Source organism: Pseudomonas taetrolens, from assembly GCF_900475285.1.
Taxonomy (GTDB): Bacteria; Pseudomonadota; Gammaproteobacteria; order Pseudomonadales; family Pseudomonadaceae; genus Aquipseudomonas; species Aquipseudomonas taetrolens.
Genome location: NZ_LS483370.1, coordinates 3,766,119 through 3,787,224, shown reverse-complemented (window position 1 = coordinate 3,787,224; position 21,106 = coordinate 3,766,119). Strand labels below are relative to the sequence as shown.

The 21,106-nt window shown below is 58.1% G+C and carries 20 protein-coding genes and 1 pseudogene; 15 read left to right on the top strand and 6 right to left on the bottom strand.

Annotated features, from left to right (window positions below; all coding sequences use genetic code 11):
* The first annotated feature begins 1 nt into the window (after position 1).
* The 5 genes from lepB to pdxJ all read left to right on the top strand — a co-directional run bounded on the left by lepB (position 2) and on the right by pdxJ (position 4,377).
* A complete protein-coding gene (gene lepB / locus DQN55_RS17495; protein WP_048378709.1) occupies positions 2-856 on the top strand; it encodes a signal peptidase I in 855 nt (284 codons plus the stop codon).
* Positions 857-1,116: 260 nt separating this feature from the next.
* Positions 1,117-1,806 (top strand): ribonuclease III, encoded by a 690-nt coding sequence (gene rnc / locus DQN55_RS17490; RefSeq protein ID WP_048378711.1) that lies wholly within the window; start codon positions 1,117-1,119, stop codon positions 1,804-1,806.
* Positions 1,799-2,701, top strand: coding sequence for a GTPase Era (gene era, locus DQN55_RS17485; RefSeq protein ID WP_048378713.1), 903 nt, complete (start codon positions 1,799-1,801; stop codon positions 2,699-2,701). Before rnc ends, era begins: the two co-directional genes overlap by 8 nt.
* Before the next feature lie 198 nt (positions 2,702-2,899).
* The gene (gene recO, locus DQN55_RS17480) at positions 2,900-3,589 is read left to right on the top strand and encodes a DNA repair protein RecO (RefSeq protein WP_048378715.1); all 690 of its coding nucleotides are present in this window, start codon (positions 2,900-2,902) and stop codon (positions 3,587-3,589) included.
* A gap of 50 nt (positions 3,590-3,639) precedes the next feature.
* On the top strand, positions 3,640-4,377 hold the full coding sequence (gene pdxJ, locus DQN55_RS17475; RefSeq protein WP_048378717.1) for a pyridoxine 5'-phosphate synthase: 738 nt from the start codon (positions 3,640-3,642) through the stop codon (positions 4,375-4,377).
* A gap of 83 nt (positions 4,378-4,460) precedes the next feature.
* Here the strand turns inward: pdxJ and mltF are convergent, their stop codons facing one another.
* A complete protein-coding gene (gene mltF, locus DQN55_RS17470; RefSeq protein WP_048378719.1) occupies positions 4,461-5,918 on the bottom strand; it encodes a membrane-bound lytic murein transglycosylase MltF in 1,458 nt (485 codons plus the stop codon).
* Positions 5,919-6,203: 285 nt separating this feature from the next.
* Between mltF and purL the strand changes: the two genes are divergently transcribed.
* Both purL and DQN55_RS17460 read left to right on the top strand, forming a co-directional pair.
* Entirely contained in the window at positions 6,204-10,100 is a 3,897-nt protein-coding gene (gene purL, locus DQN55_RS17465; RefSeq protein WP_048378721.1) for a phosphoribosylformylglycinamidine synthase, read from the top strand.
* Positions 10,101-10,104: 4 nt separating this feature from the next.
* Positions 10,105-10,416: a YqfO family protein gene (locus DQN55_RS17460; protein WP_048378723.1), complete on the top strand. Its 312-nt coding sequence runs from the start codon at positions 10,105-10,107 to the stop codon at positions 10,414-10,416.
* Between the two features lie 72 nt (positions 10,417-10,488).
* Here DQN55_RS17460 and DQN55_RS17455 read toward each other — a convergent pair whose 3' ends face one another.
* Together DQN55_RS17455 and DQN55_RS17450 are read right to left on the bottom strand one after the other, a co-directional pair.
* Positions 10,489-11,055 carry a L,D-transpeptidase family protein gene (locus tag DQN55_RS17455; protein ID WP_048378725.1) on the bottom strand — a complete coding sequence of 189 codons (567 nt, stop codon included), beginning with the start codon at positions 11,053-11,055 and terminating at the stop codon, positions 10,489-10,491.
* A 26-nt stretch (positions 11,056-11,081) separates the two neighbouring features.
* On the bottom strand, positions 11,082-11,648 hold the full coding sequence (locus tag DQN55_RS17450) for an NUDIX hydrolase (RefSeq protein ID WP_048378727.1): 567 nt from the start codon (positions 11,646-11,648) through the stop codon (positions 11,082-11,084).
* A 133-nt stretch (positions 11,649-11,781) separates the two neighbouring features.
* Between DQN55_RS17450 and DQN55_RS17445 the strand changes: the two genes are divergently transcribed.
* From DQN55_RS17445 to purT, 5 genes are all read left to right on the top strand, one after another.
* Positions 11,782-12,384 carry a CoA pyrophosphatase gene (locus tag DQN55_RS17445; protein WP_048378729.1) on the top strand — a complete coding sequence of 201 codons (603 nt, stop codon included), beginning with the start codon at positions 11,782-11,784 and terminating at the stop codon, positions 12,382-12,384.
* 38 nt (positions 12,385-12,422) lie between these two features.
* A complete protein-coding gene (locus DQN55_RS17440; protein ID WP_048378731.1) occupies positions 12,423-12,947 on the top strand; it encodes a gamma carbonic anhydrase family protein in 525 nt (174 codons plus the stop codon).
* Entirely contained in the window at positions 12,944-13,159 is a 216-nt protein-coding gene (locus tag DQN55_RS17435; protein WP_048378733.1) for a DUF1289 domain-containing protein, read from the top strand. Before DQN55_RS17440 ends, DQN55_RS17435 begins: the two co-directional genes overlap by 4 nt.
* A 135-nt stretch (positions 13,160-13,294) precedes the next feature.
* Positions 13,295-13,759, top strand: a complete 465-nt coding sequence (locus DQN55_RS17430) for a VUT family protein (protein ID WP_048378735.1) — start codon at positions 13,295-13,297, stop codon at positions 13,757-13,759.
* 105 nt (positions 13,760-13,864) lie between these two features.
* Entirely contained in the window at positions 13,865-15,046 is a 1,182-nt protein-coding gene (purT, locus tag DQN55_RS17425; protein WP_048378738.1) for a formate-dependent phosphoribosylglycinamide formyltransferase, read from the top strand.
* A gap of 126 nt (positions 15,047-15,172) precedes the next feature.
* Here purT and DQN55_RS17420 read toward each other — a convergent pair whose 3' ends face one another.
* The 3 genes and pseudogenes from DQN55_RS17420 to DQN55_RS17410 all read right to left on the bottom strand — a co-directional run bounded on the left by DQN55_RS17420 (position 15,173) and on the right by DQN55_RS17410 (position 18,453).
* A complete protein-coding gene (locus DQN55_RS17420) occupies positions 15,173-16,489 on the bottom strand; it encodes an MFS transporter (protein ID WP_048378740.1) in 1,317 nt (438 codons plus the stop codon).
* Positions 16,490-16,749: 260 nt separating this feature from the next.
* A pseudogene (locus DQN55_RS17415) lies at positions 16,750-17,445 on the bottom strand (transporter associated domain-containing protein); the annotation flags it as partial.
* A gap of 195 nt (positions 17,446-17,640) precedes the next feature.
* On the bottom strand, positions 17,641-18,453 hold the full coding sequence (locus tag DQN55_RS17410; protein WP_048378744.1) for a cytochrome C assembly family protein: 813 nt from the start codon (positions 18,451-18,453) through the stop codon (positions 17,641-17,643).
* A gap of 208 nt (positions 18,454-18,661) precedes the next feature.
* Here DQN55_RS17410 and ffh point away from each other — a divergent pair, with 208 nt between their 5' ends.
* The 3 genes from ffh (at position 18,662) to rimM (ending at position 21,084) form a co-directional block, all read left to right on the top strand.
* Entirely contained in the window at positions 18,662-20,038 is a 1,377-nt protein-coding gene (gene ffh / locus DQN55_RS17405; RefSeq protein ID WP_048378746.1) for a signal recognition particle protein, read from the top strand.
* A 249-nt stretch (positions 20,039-20,287) separates the two neighbouring features.
* On the top strand, positions 20,288-20,539 hold the full coding sequence (gene rpsP, locus DQN55_RS17400) for a 30S ribosomal protein S16 (protein ID WP_048378748.1): 252 nt from the start codon (positions 20,288-20,290) through the stop codon (positions 20,537-20,539).
* A 5-nt stretch (positions 20,540-20,544) separates the two neighbouring features.
* On the top strand, positions 20,545-21,084 hold the full coding sequence (gene rimM, locus DQN55_RS17395; RefSeq protein WP_048378749.1) for a ribosome maturation factor RimM: 540 nt from the start codon (positions 20,545-20,547) through the stop codon (positions 21,082-21,084).
* Positions 21,085-21,106 lie beyond the last annotated feature (22 nt).

The window sequence follows — 21,106 nt, the reverse complement described above, 5'->3', positions numbered from 1 at the left end:
TATGTCACTAAATTTCCCGCTGTTGCTGGTCATTGCTGTTGCCGTGTGCGGTTTGCTGGCGCTGCTCGATTTGGTCTTCCTGGCACCTCGCCGGCGCAAGGCTATTGCCAACTATCAGGCCAATGTTGCACCGGTTGATAGACAGGTAATCGAAAAGCTCAACAAGGAACCGTTGCTGGTTGAATACGGCAAGTCGTTCTTCCCGGTGTTGTTCATCGTGCTGGTGCTGCGTTCGTTTCTGGTTGAGCCGTTCCAGATTCCGTCCGGCTCGATGAAACCGACCCTGGATGTAGGCGATTTCATTTTGGTGAACAAGTTTTCTTACGGGATCCGCTTGCCGGTGATCGACAAGAAAATCATCGAAGTGGGTGATCCGAAGCGGGGCGATGTGATGGTTTTTCGCTACCCGAGCGATCCGGCAGTCAACTACATCAAGCGTGTAGTGGGGCTGCCGGGCGACAAGATTCGTTACACCAGTGACAAGCATTTGTACGTCAATGATCAACTGGTTGCCGAGCAAATGGTGTCCACAGAACCCGGCACCCTGGGCAGCGCGCAGTTGTATAAAGAGAAACTGGGCGAAATAGAGCACATGATCCGCAAGGAAATGAGCCGCTATCGCGCTCCGCCTGACAAGGAGTGGACGGTTCCGGCCGGCCATTACTTCATGATGGGTGACAACCGCGACAATTCGAACGACAGCCGTTACTGGGATGATCCGAACATTCCCAAGGACGAACTGGGCATGGTTCCCGACAAGAATATCGTCGGCAAGGCCTTCGCCGTTTGGATGAGCTGGCCGGAACCCAAGACCAGCAACCTGCCGAACTTCTCGCGGGTGGGTCTGATCAAGTAGCCAAGACGGCGCTGTTAATAACAGCGCCGAATGCTTTTCAGGCGTCCGGATAATTCGGCGCCTGAGGGTTCTTACGACCGCCGTACCGCGACAGGTGCGCCGGTCAACTGTATTCAGGATGTGGATTTGAACAAAGCGTTAAGTGTGACGGCGGCGAACAGCCTGTTCCCTGTCCATTTGCTATGCGATAAACGAGCATCACTGATCCCTAATATCGGTCCGGTGGTGACATTCGGCCACGAACTCAGCGTGGGTAAATCGTGAGTTTTTCTTTAAATCGTTTAGAGCGTCAGCTCGGCTATACCTTCAAAGACCAGGAATTGATGATTCTGGCCCTGACACACCGCAGTTTCGCGGGGCGCAATAACGAGCGTCTTGAGTTCCTGGGTGATGCCATTCTCAATTTTGTGGCCGGTGAAGCGTTGTTTGATCGCTTCCCGCTAGCCCGTGAAGGCCAGTTGTCGCGCTTGCGTGCCCGTCTGGTCAAGGGTGAAACCCTGGCGGTACTGGCGCGTGGCTTCGAGCTTGGCGAGTACCTGCGTCTGGGTTCTGGCGAGCTGAAGAGCGGTGGTTTTCGCCGTGAGTCGATTTTGGCGGATGCCCTTGAGGCCCTGATCGGCGCCATTTACCTGGATGCCGGCATGGAAACCGCCCGCGACCGCGTATTGGCCTGGCTTGCCAGTGAGTTCGAGACCCTGACGCTGGTCGATACCAATAAAGATCCCAAGACCCGCCTGCAGGAGTTCTTGCAGTCGCGTGCCTGCGATTTACCACGTTACGAAGTGGTCGATATCCAGGGCGAACCGCATTGCCGCACCTTCTTCGTTGAGTGCGAAATTGCTTTATTGAATGAAAAAAGCCGGGGACAGGGCGTGAGCCGTCGCATTGCCGAACAGGTAGCGGCCGCCGCAGCACTGATTGCCCTTGGCGTGGAGAATGGCCATGACTGATTCAACTGCAACACGCTGTGGCTATGTCGCCATTGTTGGTCGACCAAACGTGGGTAAATCCACACTGCTGAACCACATTCTGGGTCAAAAGCTGGCGATCACCTCGCGCAAGCCGCAGACCACGCGCCACAACATGCTGGGCATCAAGACCGAAGGCACCGTACAGGCGGTCTACGTTGATACCCCGGGCATGCACAAAGGCGGCGAAAAGGCCCTGAACCGCTACATGAACAAAACCGCTTCGGCCGCGTTGAAAGACGTCGATGTGGTGATTTTCGTGGTGGACCGTACCAAGTGGACCGACGAAGACCAAATGGTTCTCGAGCGCGTACAGTACGTGACCGGCCCGCTGATCGTCGCGCTGAACAAGACGGACCGTATCGAAGACAAGGCCGAGTTGATGCCGCACCTGAGCTGGCTTCAGGAGCAATTGCCCAACGCCCAGATCATTCCGATCTCGGCCCAGCACGGGCATAACCTTGAAGCCCTTGAACGTGTGATCGCCGACCATCTGCCGGAAAACGAGCACTTCTTCCCGGAAGATCAGATCACCGACCGCAGCAGCCGCTTCCTGGCCGCTGAACTGGTACGCGAAAAAATCATGCGCCAGATGGGCGCAGAGCTGCCGTACCAGATCACTGTCGAGATTGAAGAGTTCAAGCAGCAGGGCAAGACCTTGCACATCCATGCATTGATTCTGGTTGAGCGTGACGGCCAGAAAAAAATCATCATTGGTGACAAGGGCGAGCGAATCAAGCGTATCGGCACCGAGGCGCGCAAGGACATGGAGCTGCTGTTCGACTCCAAAATCATGCTCAACCTGTGGGTCAAGGTCAAAGGCGGTTGGTCCGATGATGAGCGCGCCCTGCGTTCTTTGGGCTACGGCGACCTGTAACAGGCTGTCCTCACCTTGGCTCTCTCCCGGAGGGCCGGGGCTACTGGAAAATTACCGCGCCCTGAAAGTGCTGTTTTGAATCCATGACCGACCCGCTATTACGGGTCGATGAGTCTCTGAATACACCCTCCCCAGGGTCTCTTCCTTCGGGAGAGACCCTGGGGAGGGTGTATTCAGTTTCCAGAGAGTCGGTATTCCATGTCCAGCAGTGCACCCGTCCCGCAACTTGCCTACGTCCTGCACAGTCGCCCCTATCGCGAAACCAGCGCTTTGGTCGATTTCATTACACCGCAAGGGCGTTTGCGAGCGGTGCTGCGCAGTGCGCGCGGCAAGGCGGGCTCTTTGGCGCGCCCCTTTGTTCCGCTTGAAGTCGAGTTTCGCGGACGGGGCGAGTTGAAAAATGTGGGCCGCATGGAAAGCGCAGGTATTTCAACCTGGTTGAATGGCGAAGCGTTGTTCAGCGGTCTCTATCTCAATGAGTTGCTGATTCGGCTGCTGCCTGCTGAAGATCCCCATCCGGCCGTGTTCGAACATTACGCGGCGACCTTGTTGGCTCTGGCGGAAGGGCGGGCGCTGGAACCCCTGCTGCGGGCTTTTGAATGGCGTCTGTTGGATGACCTGGGCTACGGCTTTTCGCTGACAGTCGATATCCATGGAGAGCCGGTGGCGAGCGATGGCTTGTACCGCTTGCAGGTGGATGCCGGGCTGGAGCGGGTCTGGCTGTTACAGCCGGGTTTGTTTCAAGGGGTTGAGTTGCAGGCAATGGCCGAAGCTGACTGGGCGGTTGCGGGTGCTCTATCCGCCGCCAAGCGTTTGATGCGCCAGGCTTTGGCGGTTCATTTGGCGGGGCGTCCGCTGGCCAGTCGTGAGTTGTTTCGCAAGCCCTGAATAGACCGGTATGCTGTGCACCGAATCTTCAGCTCTTCAGGAGAGCCCACGTGACCCAAAGCAATCGCATTCTTCTCGGCGTGAATATCGACCACGTAGCCACGCTGCGTCAGGCTCGCGGCACGCGTTACCCTGATCCGGTCAAGGCCGCGCTGGACGCTGAAGAGGCGGGCGCCGACGGTATCACCGTGCATCTGCGCGAAGATCGGCGTCATATTCAAGAGCGTGACGTGCTGTTGCTCAAGGATGTGTTGCAAACGCGCATGAACTTCGAGATGGGCGTAACGGAAGAGATGATGGCATTTGCCGAGCGCATTCGTCCGGCTCACATCTGCCTGGTCCCCGAAACCCGCCAGGAATTGACCACCGAAGGCGGCCTGGATGTCGCGGGGCAAGAAGCCCGAATCAAGGCGGCAGTCGATCGGCTGGCAAAAATAGGGTGTGAGGTGTCGCTCTTTATCGATGCCGATGAGCGGCAGATTGCCGCGTCCAAACGTGTCGGAGCGCCAGCGATCGAGCTGCATACCGGGCGTTACGCCGATGCGCAAACCCCGACCGACGTAGCCGAAGAGTTAAAGCGTGTGGCGGATGGCGTGGCGTTTGGTCTGGCCCAGGGCCTGATCGTGAATGCCGGGCATGGCTTGCACTACCACAACGTGGAGGCGGTCGCGGCCATCAAGGGCATTAACGAGTTGAATATCGGTCATGCGCTGGTGGCGCACGCGTTGTTCGTGGGTTTCAAATCGGCAGTGGCCGAGATGAAAGCACTGATTCTGGCTGCGGCGTAGGAGCTGCCGCAGGCTGCGATCTTTTACTCTTTAAAGGTCGCAGCCTTCTTCCTGGGCAGCGTCTGCAGCGGGGGAGGGCCAGCTTAAAGCTGCGGCTCTTCTTTAGGCTTGGTCTTGTCGATGCCGGGGATATGCAGCTTCTCTTTGGCAACCTGATCGCCTTCCAGCTGCGGCTGTGTGGCCCACGTCAGGATGTCGTAGTAGCGACGGATGTTAGCCACGAAGTGCACAGGCTCTCCGCCCCGGGCATAGCCATAGCGGGTTTTGCTGTACCACTGCTTCTGCGCAAGGCGAGGCAGCATTTTTTTCACGTCCAGCCACTTGTTGGGGTTCAGGCCTTCTTTTTTGGCCAGTTTGCGTGCGTCATCCAGATGAGCGCCACCTACGTTGTACGCGGCCAGTGCAAACCACGTGCGATCAGGCTCCGGAATATCGTCATCAAGTTGGCTTTTGATCAGTGCCAGGTACTTGGCGCCACCAAAAATGCTTTGCTTGGGGTCCAGTCGATTGGACACGCCCATTGCTTGCGCAGTGTTTTGAGTCAGCATCATTAGCCCGCGAACACCCGTTTTGGACGTTACGGCAGCCTGCCACAAGGACTCCTGGTAACCCATGGCTGCCAGCAGGCGCCAGTCGAGCTGTTCCTTTTTGGCGGCGTCCTTGAAGAATTTTTCATACTTGGGCAGGCGCTGCTGCAGGTGCTGGGCGAACGTATAGGCACCCACGTAACCCAGTACATCCACGTGCCCGTAATAACGATCCTTGAGTCTTTGCAGCGTGCCGTTCTTCTCGACCTTATCCAGGTACGCGTTGATTTCGTTCAGGAGACTGTTGTCTTCGCCCGCCATCACTGCCCAGCGCTGGTTGCGGGAATCTCCGAGGTCGAAGGCCACGCGAACATTGGGGAAGTACACCTGGTTCATGGCTACTTCGTTGGAGTCGACCAGCGTCAGGTCGATCTGGCCTTCATCCACCATGCGCAGCAAGTCGACGACTTCGACTTCATCGGATTCGTCGTAATTGATACCTGGATACTGCTTTTTGAGTTCGGCCAGTTGCTCGGCATGGGAGCTGCCTTTAAGTACGGTAATGCGTTTGCCCACCAGGTTCGCCGCCGATGTCGGGCGTGACTGGCCGTTGCGATAGATAATCTGGGGCGTTACTTCGAGATAGGGGTGGGAGAACCTGGCTTGTTGCAGGCGTTTCTCGCTGCTGACCAGACCGGCAGCAGCTAAAACCGGGCCGTCGGGTTGGCCCAGTTGCGTGAAGATGTCATCCAGATTGTCGGCGGTCTCGATTTTCAGCTCTACGCCAAGATCGTCGGCAAAGCGTTTTACCAGCTCGTATTCAAAGCCGGTTTCGCCATTGCGATCTTCGAAGTAGGTGGCCGGACTGTTCCGGGTGATCACCCGCAGTACACCATCCTCCTTTACTCGCTCCAGTGTGCTTGGTTTTTCAACGCAGGCACCGAGCATCAGGAAGAGTCCGGTTGCGAGGAGCCATTTGGCGCAACGCTGGCGGAATGCAGATAGAGAAAACATTCGCGCAGTATACGCAAAGCGAAGCGGGTGCCATATCTCGACAATGTGTGGTCATTCTGATAACAGACCGGAAAACAGCCGGAACCCTTATGAAATGGGGGGGTGACGGGGTTTTAAAGACGATAAATGACCATCCTTTGCGTGTCTGATAGCCATAAAGAATAAGGCTTTGGTCGTTTAGTGGCGTTTGGGGTGTTTCAGGTGTGCCGTTTCGGGTGCCGTGGCGAGCTGTTTAGGCTAGAATGCCGGGCCTCAAAGCACACCCCTTCCGAGGCTGTCCCGAAGATGTTGATCCTGCGCGGCGCTCCTGCCCTTTCTGCCTTTCGCCACAGCAAACTCCTTGCACAACTGAGCCTCAAGGTTCCGTCTGTCACCGGTTTGTATGCTGAATTCGCCCACTTTGCCGATGTCACCGGTGAGCTGACCAGCGATGAACAGCAGGTACTGGCTCGTCTCCTGAAGTACGGCCCTAGCGTGCCGGTCCAAGAGCCGAGCGGCCGACTGTTTTTGGTGTTGCCGCGGTTTGGCACCATTTCTCCCTGGTCGAGCAAGGCCAGCGACATTGCCCGCAACTGTGGCCTGGCTAAAATCCAGCGCCTGGAGCGTGGCATTGCTTTCTACGTGGCTGGCCAGTTCAGCGACGCAGAGGCCGAACTGATTGCCGCTGCATTGCACGACCGTATGACGCAACTCGTGCTGGGCAACCTGGAGCAGGCTGCCGGCCTGTTCAGCCATGCCACGCCGAAGCCGCTGACGGCTATTGATGTGCTGGGCGGCGGTCGTGCTGCGCTGGAAAAGGCCAATGTCGAACTGGGCCTGGCCCTGGCTGAAGACGAAATCGATTATCTGGTCAATGCCTTCAACGGTTTGGGTCGCAACCCGCACGACATCGAACTGATGATGTTTGCCCAGGCCAACTCCGAGCACTGCCGCCACAAGATCTTCAACGCCAGTTGGGATATTGATGGCCAGAGCCAGGAAAAAAGCCTGTTTGGCATGATCAAGAACACCTACGTCATGCACAGCGAAGGCGTGTTGTCTGCTTATAAAGACAACGCCTCTGTCATCGTGGGCAGCGTTGCCGGGCGTTTCTTCCCGGACCCGGAGACCCGCCAGTACGGCGCGGTGCAGGAGCCGGTGCACATCCTGATGAAGGTTGAAACCCACAACCACCCGACGGCCATCGCCCCGTTCCCGGGTGCTGCGACCGGTTCCGGTGGCGAGATCCGTGACGAAGGCGCTACCGGTCGTGGCGCGAAGCCAAAGGCCGGCCTGACCGGTTTCACCGTATCCAACCTGCAAATCCCTGGCTTTGAACAGCCGTGGGAAGTGCCTTACGGCAAGCCTGAGCGCATCGTCAATGCGCTGGACATCATGATCGAAGGCCCGCTGGGCGGGGCTGCATTCAACAACGAATTCGGTCGTCCGGCCCTGACCGGTTACTTCCGTACGTTCGAGCAGTCCATCACCACCCCGCGTGGCGAAGAAGTGCGCGGCTACCACAAGCCGATCATGCTGGCTGGCGGCATGGGCAACATCCGCGCCGAACACGTGCAGAAGGCAGAAATCACCGTTGGCTCCAAGCTGATCGTGCTGGGTGGCCCGGCGATGTTGATCGGTCTTGGTGGGGGTGCAGCGTCCTCCATGGCGACAGGCGCCAGCTCGGCTGACCTGGACTTCGCTTCGGTACAGCGCGAAAACCCTGAAATGGAGCGTCGCTGCCAGGAAGTGATCGACCGTTGCTGGCAGCTGGGTGACAAGAACCCGATCAGCTTCATCCATGACGTGGGTGCGGGTGGTCTGTCCAACGCTTTCCCTGAGCTGGTCAACGATGGCGAGCGTGGCGGTCGTTTTGAGCTGCGTAACATTCCAAACGACGAGCCGGGCATGGCCCCGCACGAAATCTGGAGCAACGAATCCCAGGAGCGGTACGTTCTGGCGGTTGGCGTTGAGGACTTCGCGCGCTTCCAGGCGATCTGCGAACGTGAACGTTGCCCGTTTGCCGTGGTGGGTGAAGCCACTGCCGAACCGCAACTGACCGTGACCGACAGCCACTTCGGCAACAACCCGGTGGACATGCCACTGGAAGTGTTGCTGGGCAAGGCACCTCGCATGCACCGTTCGGCAGTACGTGAAGCCGAACTGGGCGATGAGTTCGATCCATCCACGCTGAACATCGGTGAATGTGTCGAGCGTGTGCTGCATCACCCGGCCGTCGCCAGCAAAAGTTTCCTGATCACCATCGGCGACCGCACCATTACTGGTCTGGTTGCGCGTGATCAAATGGTTGGCCCGTGGCAAGTGCCCGTGGCTGACGTGGCCGTAACCGCCACCAGCTTCGATGTGTACACCGGCGAAGCCATGGCCATGGGCGAGCGCACTCCGCTGGCACTGCTGGATGCTCCGGCGTCGGGCCGCATGGCAATCGGCGAGACCCTGACCAACATCGCGGCTTCGCGTATCGGCAAAATCAGCGACATCAAACTGTCTGCCAACTGGATGTCCGCAGCGGGTCACCCCGGCGAAGACGCCCGTCTGTACGACACCGTCAAGGCGGTCGGCATGGAGTTGTGCCCGGAACTGGGCATTACCATTCCGGTGGGCAAAGACTCGATGTCGATGCAAACCCGCTGGAATGAAGACGGCACTGACAAAACTGTGACCTCGCCGCTGTCGCTGGTGGTCACCGGCTTTGCTCCGGTGCTCGACGTACGTCAGACCATGACCCCGATGTTGCGCATGGACAAAGGCCTGACCGATCTGATCCTGATCGATCTGGGTCGTGGCCAGAACCGCATGGGCGCTTCGATCCTGGCCCAGACCTACGGCAAGTTGGGCAAACAGGCCCCGGACGTGGATGACGCTGAAGACCTCAAGGCCTTCTTCGCGGTGATTCAGGGCTTGAATGCTGACGGCCATCTGCTGGCGTACCACGACCGTTCCGACGGTGGTCTGCTGACCAGCGTGATGGAAATGGCCTTCGCCGGTCATTGTGGTCTGAACCTGACCCTGGATTGCCTGGCTGACAATGTGAGCCAGATCCCGGCCGTCCTGTTCAACGAAGAACTGGGTGCGGTGATTCAGGTGCGTCAGGACGCAACCGCCGACGTGCTCGCACAGTTCAGCGCTGCTGGCCTGGGTGAATGTGTCGACGTGATCGGCCAGCCGCTGAACAACAGCGAAGTCACCATCACTTTCAACGGTGAAAAAGTCTTTGTCGGCCAGCGCGGTGAGTTGCAGCGTCAGTGGGCTGAAACCAGCTTCCAGATCCAGCGCATGCGTGACAATGCCGATTGCGCGCAGCAAGAGTTCGATGCGCTGCTGGAAGAAGACAATCCAGGCCTGAGCGTGCAACTGAGCTTTGACGTCAACGCCAATATCAGTGCGCCCTACATCAAGAAAGGCATTCGTCCTCAAGTGGCCGTTCTGCGTGAGCAGGGCGTCAACGGTCAGGTTGAAATGGCGGCGGCGTTCGACCGTGCCGGTTTCAACGCGGTCGACGTTCACATGAGCGACATCCTGGCGGGCCGTGTCGACCTGAACGAATTCAAGGGCATGGTCGCGTGCGGTGGCTTCTCTTACGGCGACGTATTGGGTGCCGGTGAAGGCTGGGCCAAATCGGCACTGTTCAACACCCGTGCACGTGATGCATTCCAGGGCTTCTTCGAGCGTACCGACAGCTTCACCCTCGGGGTGTGCAACGGTTGCCAGATGATGTCCAACCTGAGTGAACTGGTACCGGGCAGCGAGTTCTGGCCGCACTTTGTGCGTAACCGTTCCGAGCAGTTCGAAGCCCGTGTGGCAATGGTACAAGTGCAGGAGTCGAATTCGATCTTCCTGCAGGGCATGGCCGGTTCGCGCATGCCTATCGCCATCGCTCACGGCGAAGGCCATGCAGAGTTCGCCAGCGAAGAAGCGTTGCTGCAAGCGGATCTGTCGGGCTGCGTAGCACTGCGCTTTGTCGACAACCACGGCAAGGTCACGGAAAGCTACCCGGCCAACCCGAACGGCTCGCCGCGCGGGATTACCGGTCTTACCAGCCTTGACGGTCGTGTGACGATCATGATGCCGCACCCGGAACGTGTATTCCGTGCCGTGCAGAACTCATGGCGTCCTGAAGAGTGGAACGAAGATGCACCTTGGTTGCGCATGTTCCGTAACGCGCGTGCCTGGGTGAACTAAGACGATGTACAAGCTCAGCTTTTTCGTACCGCCGAGCCATGTCGAAGGGGTCAAGGATGCTGTATTCGCCGCCGGTGGCGGACGTATCGGCAACTACGACCACTGCGCCTGGCAAACATTGGGCCAGGGTCAGTTTCGCGCGTTGGACGGCAGTCAGCCGTTTATCGGGCAAACCGGCCAGGTCGAATTCGTCGGTGAATGGAAAGTTGAGCTGGTCGTCGCAGATGATCTGATCCAGGCCGTGGTGGCTGCGCTCAAGCTCAGCCACCCGTATGAAACACCTGCCTATGAAGTCTGGCGTCTGGCTGATCTCTAGCTTGAGGCCTGATCAAAAAAGCCCGCTGTACCGGTAACGGTCAGCGGGCTTTTTTGTGTGAGAAGGGCGTGCTCAGGGGCGAATTTCTATCATCGTGCCGTCTTTGGTCAGGTTCCAGACTTCGCGCATTTCGTAGTTTTTCATGGCAATGCAGCCGTCGGTCCAGTCCAGGGTATGGAATAGCTCTTCAGGGTTCTCTTCGGTGTCAGGTGTACCGTGGATCATGATCATCGACCCCGGGCTGAAACCTTCACGTCTGGCTTGTGCGGCATCGCTGATATTGGGATAGGAGATATGCATCGCCAGATTGAATTTTTCACTTCTCTTGCGCCAGTCAATCCAGTAAAGCCCTTCAGGTGTGCGTTTGTCGCCCTCGCGAATTTTCGGGCCCTTGGGCTGCTTGCCCAATGAAATACGGTAAGTCTTGATCGGCTTGCCATCGCGGATCAGTTGCAGTTTGCGGGCAGACTTGAGCACCAGAATCTTTTCCACAGGCTGCCCAAGGCTGCTTTTCGGCAAAGGCCTGGTTGGCGTGAGTACCTGGTTTTTATCGACCTGTTTCCCGTTGATCGTAACGATAACGTCGGCGTGGCAAGTAAGGGTGAAGGACAGGCAAAGGGCGGCGAGCAACCAGCGCATTGGAGGGGCATTCCTGAGGGTACGAATCAAATATCATTATTGTTGGGGTGGTTCAGGCCGCTCAATGGCGGCACGGCTTCGTTGCGCACCGGATAGGTATTGGCTGTCCGGTCAGCGAAAAAGCATTCTAAGGTACGACTCACCGTGCGAAAAGCCAGCTCTGACCAAGGGATGTCCGCTTCTTCAAAGAGCTGTACCTCAAGGCTCTCTTCGCCTGCGGCAAAGTCCAGGCTTTGCAGTTCGGCACGGTAGAAAATATGCACCTGATTGATATGCGGTACATCGATCAGGGTGTAAAGGCTCAGGCACTGTAATTGCGCGCAGGCCTCTTCAAGTGTTTCGCGTCGCGCGGCCTGTTCGACCGTTTCTCCGTTTTCCATGAAGCCCGCAGGCAGTGTCCAGTACCCTTTGCGCGGCTCGATGGCGCGTCGGCACAGCAATACTTGTGTGCCCCAGGTCGGCAGGCATCCGGCAACAATATTGGGATTTTGATAATGGATGGTGTGGCAGTGGTCGCACACGTAACGCAGGCGTGAGTCGCCTTGCGGAATATGCTGGCTGACAGAATGGCCACATTGATTGCAAAATTTCATGCTGAAGTCCCTGGTCTGGCGCCTATCTTGGGGGGTGAGACGGTCTTGCGGCAAGTGCTGCGACAGTGCGGGGCTTGGGTGACTCAGGCAATTTGGTGCATGATGCTCGTTAAGTGACGGATCGGGATGACCTATGCTGGACGAGCTACTTGGCCGTGTGAGCCGCTACACCCCGCATACGCTGGAAACAGACCGCAGCTTCCCCGAAGCAGCGGTGCTGCTACCGGTGACGCGCAGTGCCCAACCCGAGTTGATTTTGACCCTGCGAGCCAGCGGGTTGTCCACTCACGGCGGCGAAGTGGCTTTTCCGGGTGGCCGGCGCGACCCTGAAGATCCGGATCTGGTCTTTACGGCCCTGCGCGAAGCTGAAGAAGAAATCGGTCTTCCACCAGGCCTGGTCGAAGTGATCGGGCCGCTTAGTCCGTTGATTTCGCTGCACGGTATCCGCGTTACACCCTACGTGGGGCTGGTGCCGGACTACGTTGAGTATTTGGCCAACGATGCCGAGATCGCTGCCGTGTTCAGCGTACCGCTGGAGTTCTTCCGCCAGGATCCACGAGAGCACACACACCGCATCGATTATCAGGGGCGCAGTTGGTATGTACCCAGCTACCGTTTTGGCGTGTACAAAATCTGGGGTCTGACAGCCATCATGATCGTTGAGCTCATGAACCTGCTTTATGATGACGTCAATATCAGCCTGCATACACCACCTGAGCGTTCCACTCCCATATAGAGCCATCAGCAGATGGCCGTGGCCCTGAGGACATTTCCATGAAGTACCGCTTGGGCGACTCGCTCGTCGACACACATCCCGAAAGCTGGACTGCCCCAAACGCCACCCTGATCGGCAAGGTACGGCTGGAGGAGGGGGCCAGTGTCTGGTTCAACGCTGTACTGCGTGGCGACAACGAACTGATCCTGATCGGCAAGCACAGTAACGTTCAGGACGGAGCGGTGATGCACACCGATATGGGCTACCCGCTGACACTGGGGACCGGGGTGACCATTGGCCATAACGCCATGCTGCACGGTTGCACGGTGGGCGATTACAGCTTGATCGGGATCAACGCGGTGATCCTCAATGGCGCCAGAATCGGCAAGCACTGCATCATTGGCGCCAACTCGCTGATCGGTGAAGGCAAGGAAATTCCTGATGGCTCCCTGGTCATGGGGTCGCCGGGCAAAGTCGTGCGTGATTTGACCGATGAGCAGAAAAAGCTGCTTGAGGCCAGCGCGGCGCACTATGTCAAGAACGGTCAGCGTTATGCCCGTGAACTGTCGGAGCAGGAAGAATGATCACCCCGGAGCGCCCCGTGGCTTCGCCCTGCGTCAATATCTGTGCGCTGGATGACGATGACCTGTGCACCGGGTGCCAGCGTACAGTCGCAGAAATCACTCGCTGGAGCCGAATGACCAACCCCGAGCGTCGCGAAGTGCTGGCGTTGTGTCATGAACGGGCAAAGTCCGGTGGGATGCTGTGGATGCCGGGCGGTACATCGCACGCCTGATAGCCGTGGCTGCCATTGGGGGAGGGGGGCTGCGCAGCGGCTCCGGCCTTTCGAAGTGCAACCGGCCCAGCGGCTACACAGTTTTGACTGACTCAAGTACCCTGTGCGCCTTATTTAGAGGTGTCGCGCGCTCCCATGCTGTATCTGATCGCTTATATCGCCAGCGTTGTGCTGATTAACTTCGCGTTTTCGACAGCGCCCCATCTGGACATTATCTGGTCGGCCTGGGGCGGACTGGTGTTTGTCCTGCGCGACATGGTGCAGACCCGTTTCGGGCATGGTGCCCTGTTGGCCATGCTGGTGGCGCTGGTGCTGTCGTACATCACCTCCGATCCCTCGATTGCTCTCGCCAGTGCCACGGCTTTTGCCGTGTCCGAATGCATTGACTGGCTCGTCTTCAGCATCACCAAGCGGCCGTTGCATGACCGGTTGTGGATCAGCTCTGCACTGAGCATTCCTATTGATACCTTCATCTTCTTTGGCATGATCGACGCCTTTACCACGGGCGTGATCGTCACCGCCATGGCCTCGAAATTTGCCGGTGTGACCTGTGTATGGCTGGCGATGGCCTGGCGTTTGCGCAAAGCGACTGCGCACTAAGCAGTAAGGTCGTACGCTTCAGATCATGTAAAATCCCGGCCTTTCTTCCCAGCAGGCGCTGGCTTGGCAAGCGCCTTCGATGATTTGTTTCCTTGAGGACCTGAAATGACCCGTATCGGAACTCCACTGTCGCCGACCGCGACCCGCGTATTGCTGTGTGGCTGCGGCGAGCTGGGTAAAGAAGTTGTCATCGAGCTGCAACGCTTGGGCGTTGAAGTGATTGCTGTCGATCGCTACGCCAACGCGCCAGCGATGCAGGTTGCGCACCGCAGTCACGTAATCAACATGCTCGACGGCGCCGCGTTACGCGCAGTGATCGAGGCCGAGAAACCGGATTTCATCGTGCCGGAAATCGAAGCCATCGCGACGGCGACGCTGGTTGAGTTGGAGGCTGAAGGCTTCACGGTCATTCCTACCGCACGAGCGACCTCGCTGACCATGAACCGTGAAGGTATTCGTCGCCTGGCGGCTGAAGAGCTGGATCTGCCAACGTCGCCGTATCACTTTGCCGATACGTTCGAGGATTACAGCCGGGCAGTGCTGGACCTCGGCTTCCCGTGCGTGGTCAAGCCGGTGATGAGTTCCTCGGGCAAGGGACAGAGCCTGCTGCGCAGCGCCGAGGACGTCCAAAAAGCCTGGGACTACGCCCAGGAAGGCGGACGTGCGGGCAAGGGCCGAGTCATCATCGAAGGCTTTATCGACTTTGATTATGAAATCACCTTGCTCACCGTACGACATGTGGGTGGCACCACGTTCTGTGCTCCGGTCGGTCATCGTCAGGAGAAGGGCGATTATCAAGAGTCCTGGCAGCCACAAGCCATGAGCCCGAAAGCCTTGGCTGAGTCGGAGCGCGTTGCCAGGGCCGTTACCGAAGCCTTGGGTGGTCGCGGCCTGTTTGGTGTCGAGCTGTTCATCAAGGGCGACGAGGTATGGTTCAGCGAAGTTTCACCCCGCCCGCACGACACCGGGCTGGTCACACTGATCTCGCAGGACCTGTCGCAGTTCGCGCTGCATGCCCGGGCGATTCTGGGTTTGCCGATTCCGTTGATTCGCCAGTTCGGTCCATCGGCTTCGGCGGTGATCCTGGTGGAAGGGCAGTCCACTCAAACCGCCTTTTCCAACCTGGGTGCGGCCTTGAGCGAGCCAGACACGGCGTTGCGCCTGTTCGGCAAGCCTGAAGTCAACGGTCAGCGCCGCATGGGCGTTGCCCTGGCGCGGGATGAGTCGATTGAAGCGGCGCGGGCCAAAGCGACCCGTGCTGCCAAAGCGGTAGTTGTAGAGCTGTAACGAAACATCGACTGGATGATTTATCTGCTGGAGCGGGCTTGCTCGCGATGCATCGTGCGACGCGGTTTTCAGTCAGGCCGCGTTGATACAATCGCGAGCAAGCTCGTTCCTGCAGCTCTTCTGCCCTCAAACGACCTTGTTCAGGTCTGCCTCTCTTGTTTCCTTCAGGCACAGAACAGCGATCAGGCTGAGTATGGCTGCGCCTGACACATAGCCGCCCACCCAGCTCAAGCCCCCCATGCTCACCAGTTTTTGTGCGAAGAACGGCGCGGCGGATGCGCCGACGATGCCACCCAGGTTGTACGCGGCCGATGCTCCGCTGTAACGGACCCGGGTCGGGAACAGTTCAGGCAGCAGGGCGCCCATCGGGGCAAAGGTCACGCCCATCAGGAACAGCTCGATGCACAAGAACAGCGCCACCCCCCAGGTCGAACCCTGAGTGAGCAAAGGCTCCATCAAAAAGCCGGACAACACTGCCAGCACGCCGCCGACAATCAGTACCGGTTTGCGCCCGTAGCGGTCGCTGGCCCAGGCCGACAATGGGGTCGCGGCAGCCATGAACAGCACGGCAAAGCACAGCAGGCCGAGGAAGGTTTCGCGGGTGTAACCGAGTGTCGAGACACCATAACTCAGCGAGAACACGGTTGAGATATAGAAGAGCGCATAGCACACCACCATTGAAGCGGCGCCCAGCAGCATAGGAGCCCAGTATTGGCTGAAGAGCTCAACGATCGGCATTTTCACGCGTTCATGCTGGGCGATGGCTTTGGCGAACACCGGAGTTTCTTCCAGCTTCAGGCGCACATACAGGCCGACCATCACCAGTGCTGCGCTGAGCAGAAACGGAATCCGCCAGCCCCAGGAGCGGAACTGTTCGTCGGTCAGGCTCATGGCCAGGATCAGGAACAAGCCGTTGGCGGCGAGAAAGCCGATGGAAGGGCCCAGTTGCGGGAACATGCCGTACCAGGCGCGCTTGCCTTTGGGGGCATTCTCGGTGGCCAGCAGTGCAGCGCCTCCCCATTCCCCTCCGAGGCCCAGCCCTTGGCCGAAGCGCAGGACGCAAAGCAGGATCGGCGCCCAGGCACCAATGGTGGCGTAACCCGGCAGCACACCGATCAGGGTGGTACACACGCCCATCAGCAATAGCGAAGCGACCAGGGTGGATTTGCGTCCGACCCGGTCACCAAAGTGGCCGAATAGGAACGAGCCCAGCGGACGAGCAAGGAAAGCGATACCGAAGGTCAGGAATGCCGACAGCATTTGCGCGGTTCCGGAGGTCTGCGGGAAAAACACGGGGCCGATGACCAGTGCTGCGGCAGTGGCATACACATAGAAGTCGTAGAACTCGATCGCCGTGCCAATAAAACTGGCCGTCGCCACGCGGGTTGCGGAGTTGACCGGTTTGTCGGGCGAAGCTTCGCTGTAAGTGGTGCTGGTGGTCATGCGCATATCCCTGACAGTTATGAGCCCTTTGGCCTTCATCCGCTTTTGCTGCGGACGTGGCAGAGCAGTTTTTATGGTCGTTTGCCCTGGCGGATAAGGGCGGGTGCAAGCGCAGTTCGGGATGGGAACGGACGCAGGTGTTGCGTAACGCAACATGCCGGCAACGCGGGGTGCGGGTAGCACGCGTGTCGGCAAGGCTTGGGTAAGCGAGGATGATTATAGGGAGGCCGGTTCGAATCGAACAAGGCCTGGAGCGCTGATTAAACCGCGGGCTTGACGCTGTTGTGCCAGATAAGCACGCGGCTGACGCGGTTGTCCTCGGTCTCGAGGATTTCCAGGCGGTAGGCGCCGATTTTCAGGCAAACGGTGGTTTCCGGAATGGTTTCCAGTGCTTCGGTGACAAGTCCGTTGAGTGTTTTCGGGCCGTCGCAGGGCAGGTGCCAGCCCAGGCTTTTGTTCAGGTCGCGGATAGAGGCTGCACCATCGATCACAAAGCGCCCGTCAGGCAGAGGGTCAATGAGCGGGTTGTCGATATTCTGTTCGTTCTCGAACTCGCTGACGATTTCTTCGAGGATGTCTTCGAGTGTCACGATCCCGAGCACTTCGCCGTATTCGTCGACCACCACGCCCATGCGGCGCTGCTGCTTGTGGAAGTTCAGCAGTTGCAATTGCAGCGGGGTGCTTTCCGGGACGAAGTAAGGTTCGTGGCAGACCGCCAGTATGGCTTCCTTGGTCAGGCTTGCATCCGCCAGCAGGTGCTGGACATGTCGGGTGTTGAGGATGGCTTCGACCTGGTTGATGTCATTGTGAAACACCGGCAGGCGCGTGCGCTCGGTATGACGAAGCTGCTCGGTCAGGGCCTCGATCGAGTCATCCAGGTTGATGCCTTCAACTTCATTGCGCGGGATGAGGATGTCATTGACCGTGATGTTGTCCAGCGCATGGATGCCTGAGAGCAGGTGCGGGCGACTGTTGGGCTGCTGGTCATCCGACAGGGTGTCGTCATGGCCAGGCTGTAGGGCTTCAACACGTTGAGCCACGCCGATGCGCTGGCGCAAGAAAAAGCCGGCAAGCATCCCGGCAGCGGCGATCAATATTGCCAGTACTGCGAGTAACGGCCCGGGGGGCAAGCTATCCATAATCATCGCCCGTCAGATATGCAGAATGTATTCGCGAACCAGCTTGCTGCCAAAGTAGGCCAGCATCAGCAGGCAGAACCCGGCAAACGTCCAGCGGATAGCTTTGTGCCCGCGCCAGCCCAGATGGTGGCGCCCTAGCAACAGCACGCTGAATACGATCCATGCCAGGCAGGCCAGCAGGGTTTTGTGCACCAGATGCTGGGCAAACAGGTTGCCCAGGAACAACCAGCCCGAGATCAGCGACAGCGAGAGCAGGGACCATCCGGTCCACAGGAAGCCGAACAGCAGGCTTTCCATGGTTTGCAGGGGCGGAAAGTTCTTGATCAGGCCTTTCGGGTGTTTGTGTTTGAGCTGGTAGTTTTGCAGCGACAGTAGCAAGGCCTGGAACATCGCGATGGTGAACATCCCATAGGCCAGGATCGACAACAGAATGTGCGCGAGGATACCAGGCTCTTCATTGATGACCTGAACCGTGCCGGGTGGTGCAAATTCTGACAGCAGCACGGTGATCATTCCCAGCGGGTATAGAAGCAGCAGCAGGTTCTCGACCGGGATCCGGGCGCAGGCGACCAGTGTCACTGCGATAACCGCCACGGCAATCAGGCTGGCTGCGCTGAAAAAGTCCAGTTCGAGACCGGCTGGCGTCATCAGATGGGTAAAGAGGCTGGTCGCATGGGTGAGCACGGCAAGAATGCCAAGCGTCACCAACAGGCGCTTGTTCGCCTTTGCGCCCTGGCGCAGGCAAGTGCCTTGATAGAAGGTCGCAGCGGCATAGATACAGGCGGCGGCGAGGCTGGGTAGCAAGCTGGGTGACAAGGGGAGCATAAATCCTGTTAGGCAAGCCCGAAAGGACTGAGTTTGGCATACAACCGCCCGTGCACGAAAGACCACATAAGCCAACGGCAAGGTGTCCGCCGCGGCCAGTCTTCGCTATAATCCGCGACCTGCCCACGCCGCAGGCTCGCCGAGCATCAGTTTTACACGGGCTGGGCCGCAATAACCCCGGTCTACTTTGGGCCTGAAAGGATCGCGCATGTTTGAAAATTTAACCGACCGTCTCTCGCAGACGCTGCGCCATGTTACCGGCAAGGCCAAGCTGACCGAGGACAATATCAAAGACACCCTGCGTGAAGTGCGCATGGCGTTGCTGGAAGCCGACGTGGCTTTGCCAGTGGTCAAAGACTTCGTCGCCGCGGTCAAAGAGCGCGCTGTGGGCACGGAAGTGTCGCGCAGCCTGACGCCGGGCCAGGCATTCGTGAAGATTGTCCAGGCTGAGCTCGAAAGCCTGATGGGCGCCGCCAACGAGGACCTGGTCCTCAATGTCACGCCGCCAGCCGTTGTTTTGATGGCCGGTCTGCAGGGTGCGGGTAAAACCACCACCGCTGGCAAGCTGGCGCGTTTCCTTAAAGAACGCAAAAAGAAATCCGTGATGGTGGTTTCGGTCGACGTTTATCGTCCGGCCGCGATCAAGCAGCTGGAAACCCTGGCGGGCGAAGTGGGCGCTACGTTCTTCCCGTCCGATATCAGCCAGAAGCCAGTTACCATCGCGATGGCAGCCATCAATGAAGCCAAGCTGAAGTTCATTGACGTGGTGATTGTCGATACCGCGGGTCGTCTGCACATCGACGCTGACATGATGACCGAGATCCAGGAGCTGCACGCGGCGGTCAAGCCTGCAGAAACCCTGTTCGTGGTTGACGCCATGACCGGTCAGGATGCCGCCAACACGGCCAAGGCCTTTGGCGATGCGCTCCCGCTGACGGGGGTGATCCTGACCAAGGTCGACGGTGATGCCCGTGGTGGCGCAGCATTGTCCGTGCGCTCGATTACCGGCAAGCCGATCAAGTTTATCGGTATGGGTGAGAAGAGCGACGCGCTCGAACCCTTCCACCCGGATCGTATTGCATCGCGCATTCTGGGCATGGGTGACGTACTCAGCCTTATTGAGCAGGCCGAACAGACCCTCGATAAGGACAAGGCCGACAAACTGGCCAAAAAGCTCAAGAAAGGCAAAGGCTTCGATCTCGAAGACTTCCGTGATCAGCTGCAACAGATGAAGAACATGGGCGGCCTTGGCGGCCTCATGGACAAGCTGCCGAACATGGGCGGCGTCAATCTGGCGCAAATGGGCAATGCCCAGGGCGCGGCCGAGAAGCAATTCAAGCAAATGGAAGCCATCATCAACTCCATGACTCCGGCCGAGCGCCGTGACCCTGAGCTGATCAGCGGTTCGCGCAAGCGCCGGATTGCCATGGGTTCCGGCACTCAGGTGCAGGACATCGGTCGCTTGATCAAGCAGCACAAGCAGATGCAGAAGATGATGAAGAAGTTCTCCGCCAAGGGCGGAATGGCGAAAATGATGCGTGGCATGGGCTCGATGATGCCCGGCGGCGGCATGCCGAAAATGTAAATTACCTGCGCAAGCGCATGCGTTTGCGCAACTCGCAGCAATGCGAGACACCCGGCAAACCCGCGCTGTGCGGGAGCTGACCTGCCGTCATTCGTGGCGGCCTTATAGCAAATCTTCATGGCACGTCGATAGGCGCCAGAAAAAGACATTTGCAAAAGTCCGGATATTCCTTAGAATATGCGGCCTTTCGGGCACCTATGCCCGCTGTGCATTTAGATTTGCAGCACCGACTACAGGAACGATGTTCACATGCTAACAATCCGTCTTGCCCTTGGCGGCTCCAAAAAGCGCCCGTTTTACCACTTGACCGTTACCGACAGCCGTAACCCACGTGACGGTTCCCACAAGGAACAAATTGGCTTCTTCAACCCGGTTGCCCGTGGTCAGGAAGTTCGTTTCTCCGTGAAAGAAGACCGCCTTGCCTACTGGGTAGGTGTTGGTGCACAAATGTCTGAGCGTGTTGCTCAGCTTGTGAAAGAAAACGCTAAGGCTGCGGCCTGAGCAATATGAGCGTGACGCCTGAAACTGCTGATGATTTGATCGTTATCGGCAAAATCTACTCGATTCACGGCGTGCGCGGCGAAGTGAAGGTTTATTCCTTTACGGATCCAATTGATAACCTGTTGGACTACAAAAAACTGACGCTTCGGCGCGGTAATGATGTACGACAGGCAGAGCTGGTCAGTGGCCGTTCACACAACGGCAAGTTTCTGGTTGTGAAGCTCAAGGGTCTCGATGACCGTGATGAAGCTGGTCTTCTTCGCGAATTCGAAATCTGCGTGCCGCGTAACCTGTTTCCTGAACTGACCGACGGCGAGTACTACTGGTACCAGCTGCAGGGTCTGAAAGTGATCAACCTCGAAGGGCAATTGCTCGGCAAGGTTGTTGATCTGATGGAAACTGGCTCGAACGATGTCATGGAAGTCAAACCTTGCCCAGGTAGCCTGGATGATCGTGATCGCTTGTTGCCCTATACAGAGCAATGCGTGTTGAACGTCGACCTGGTAGCCGGCGAGATGAAGGTGGATTGGGATGCGGACTTCTAAGCGTGGCTAATTTGCGCGTAGA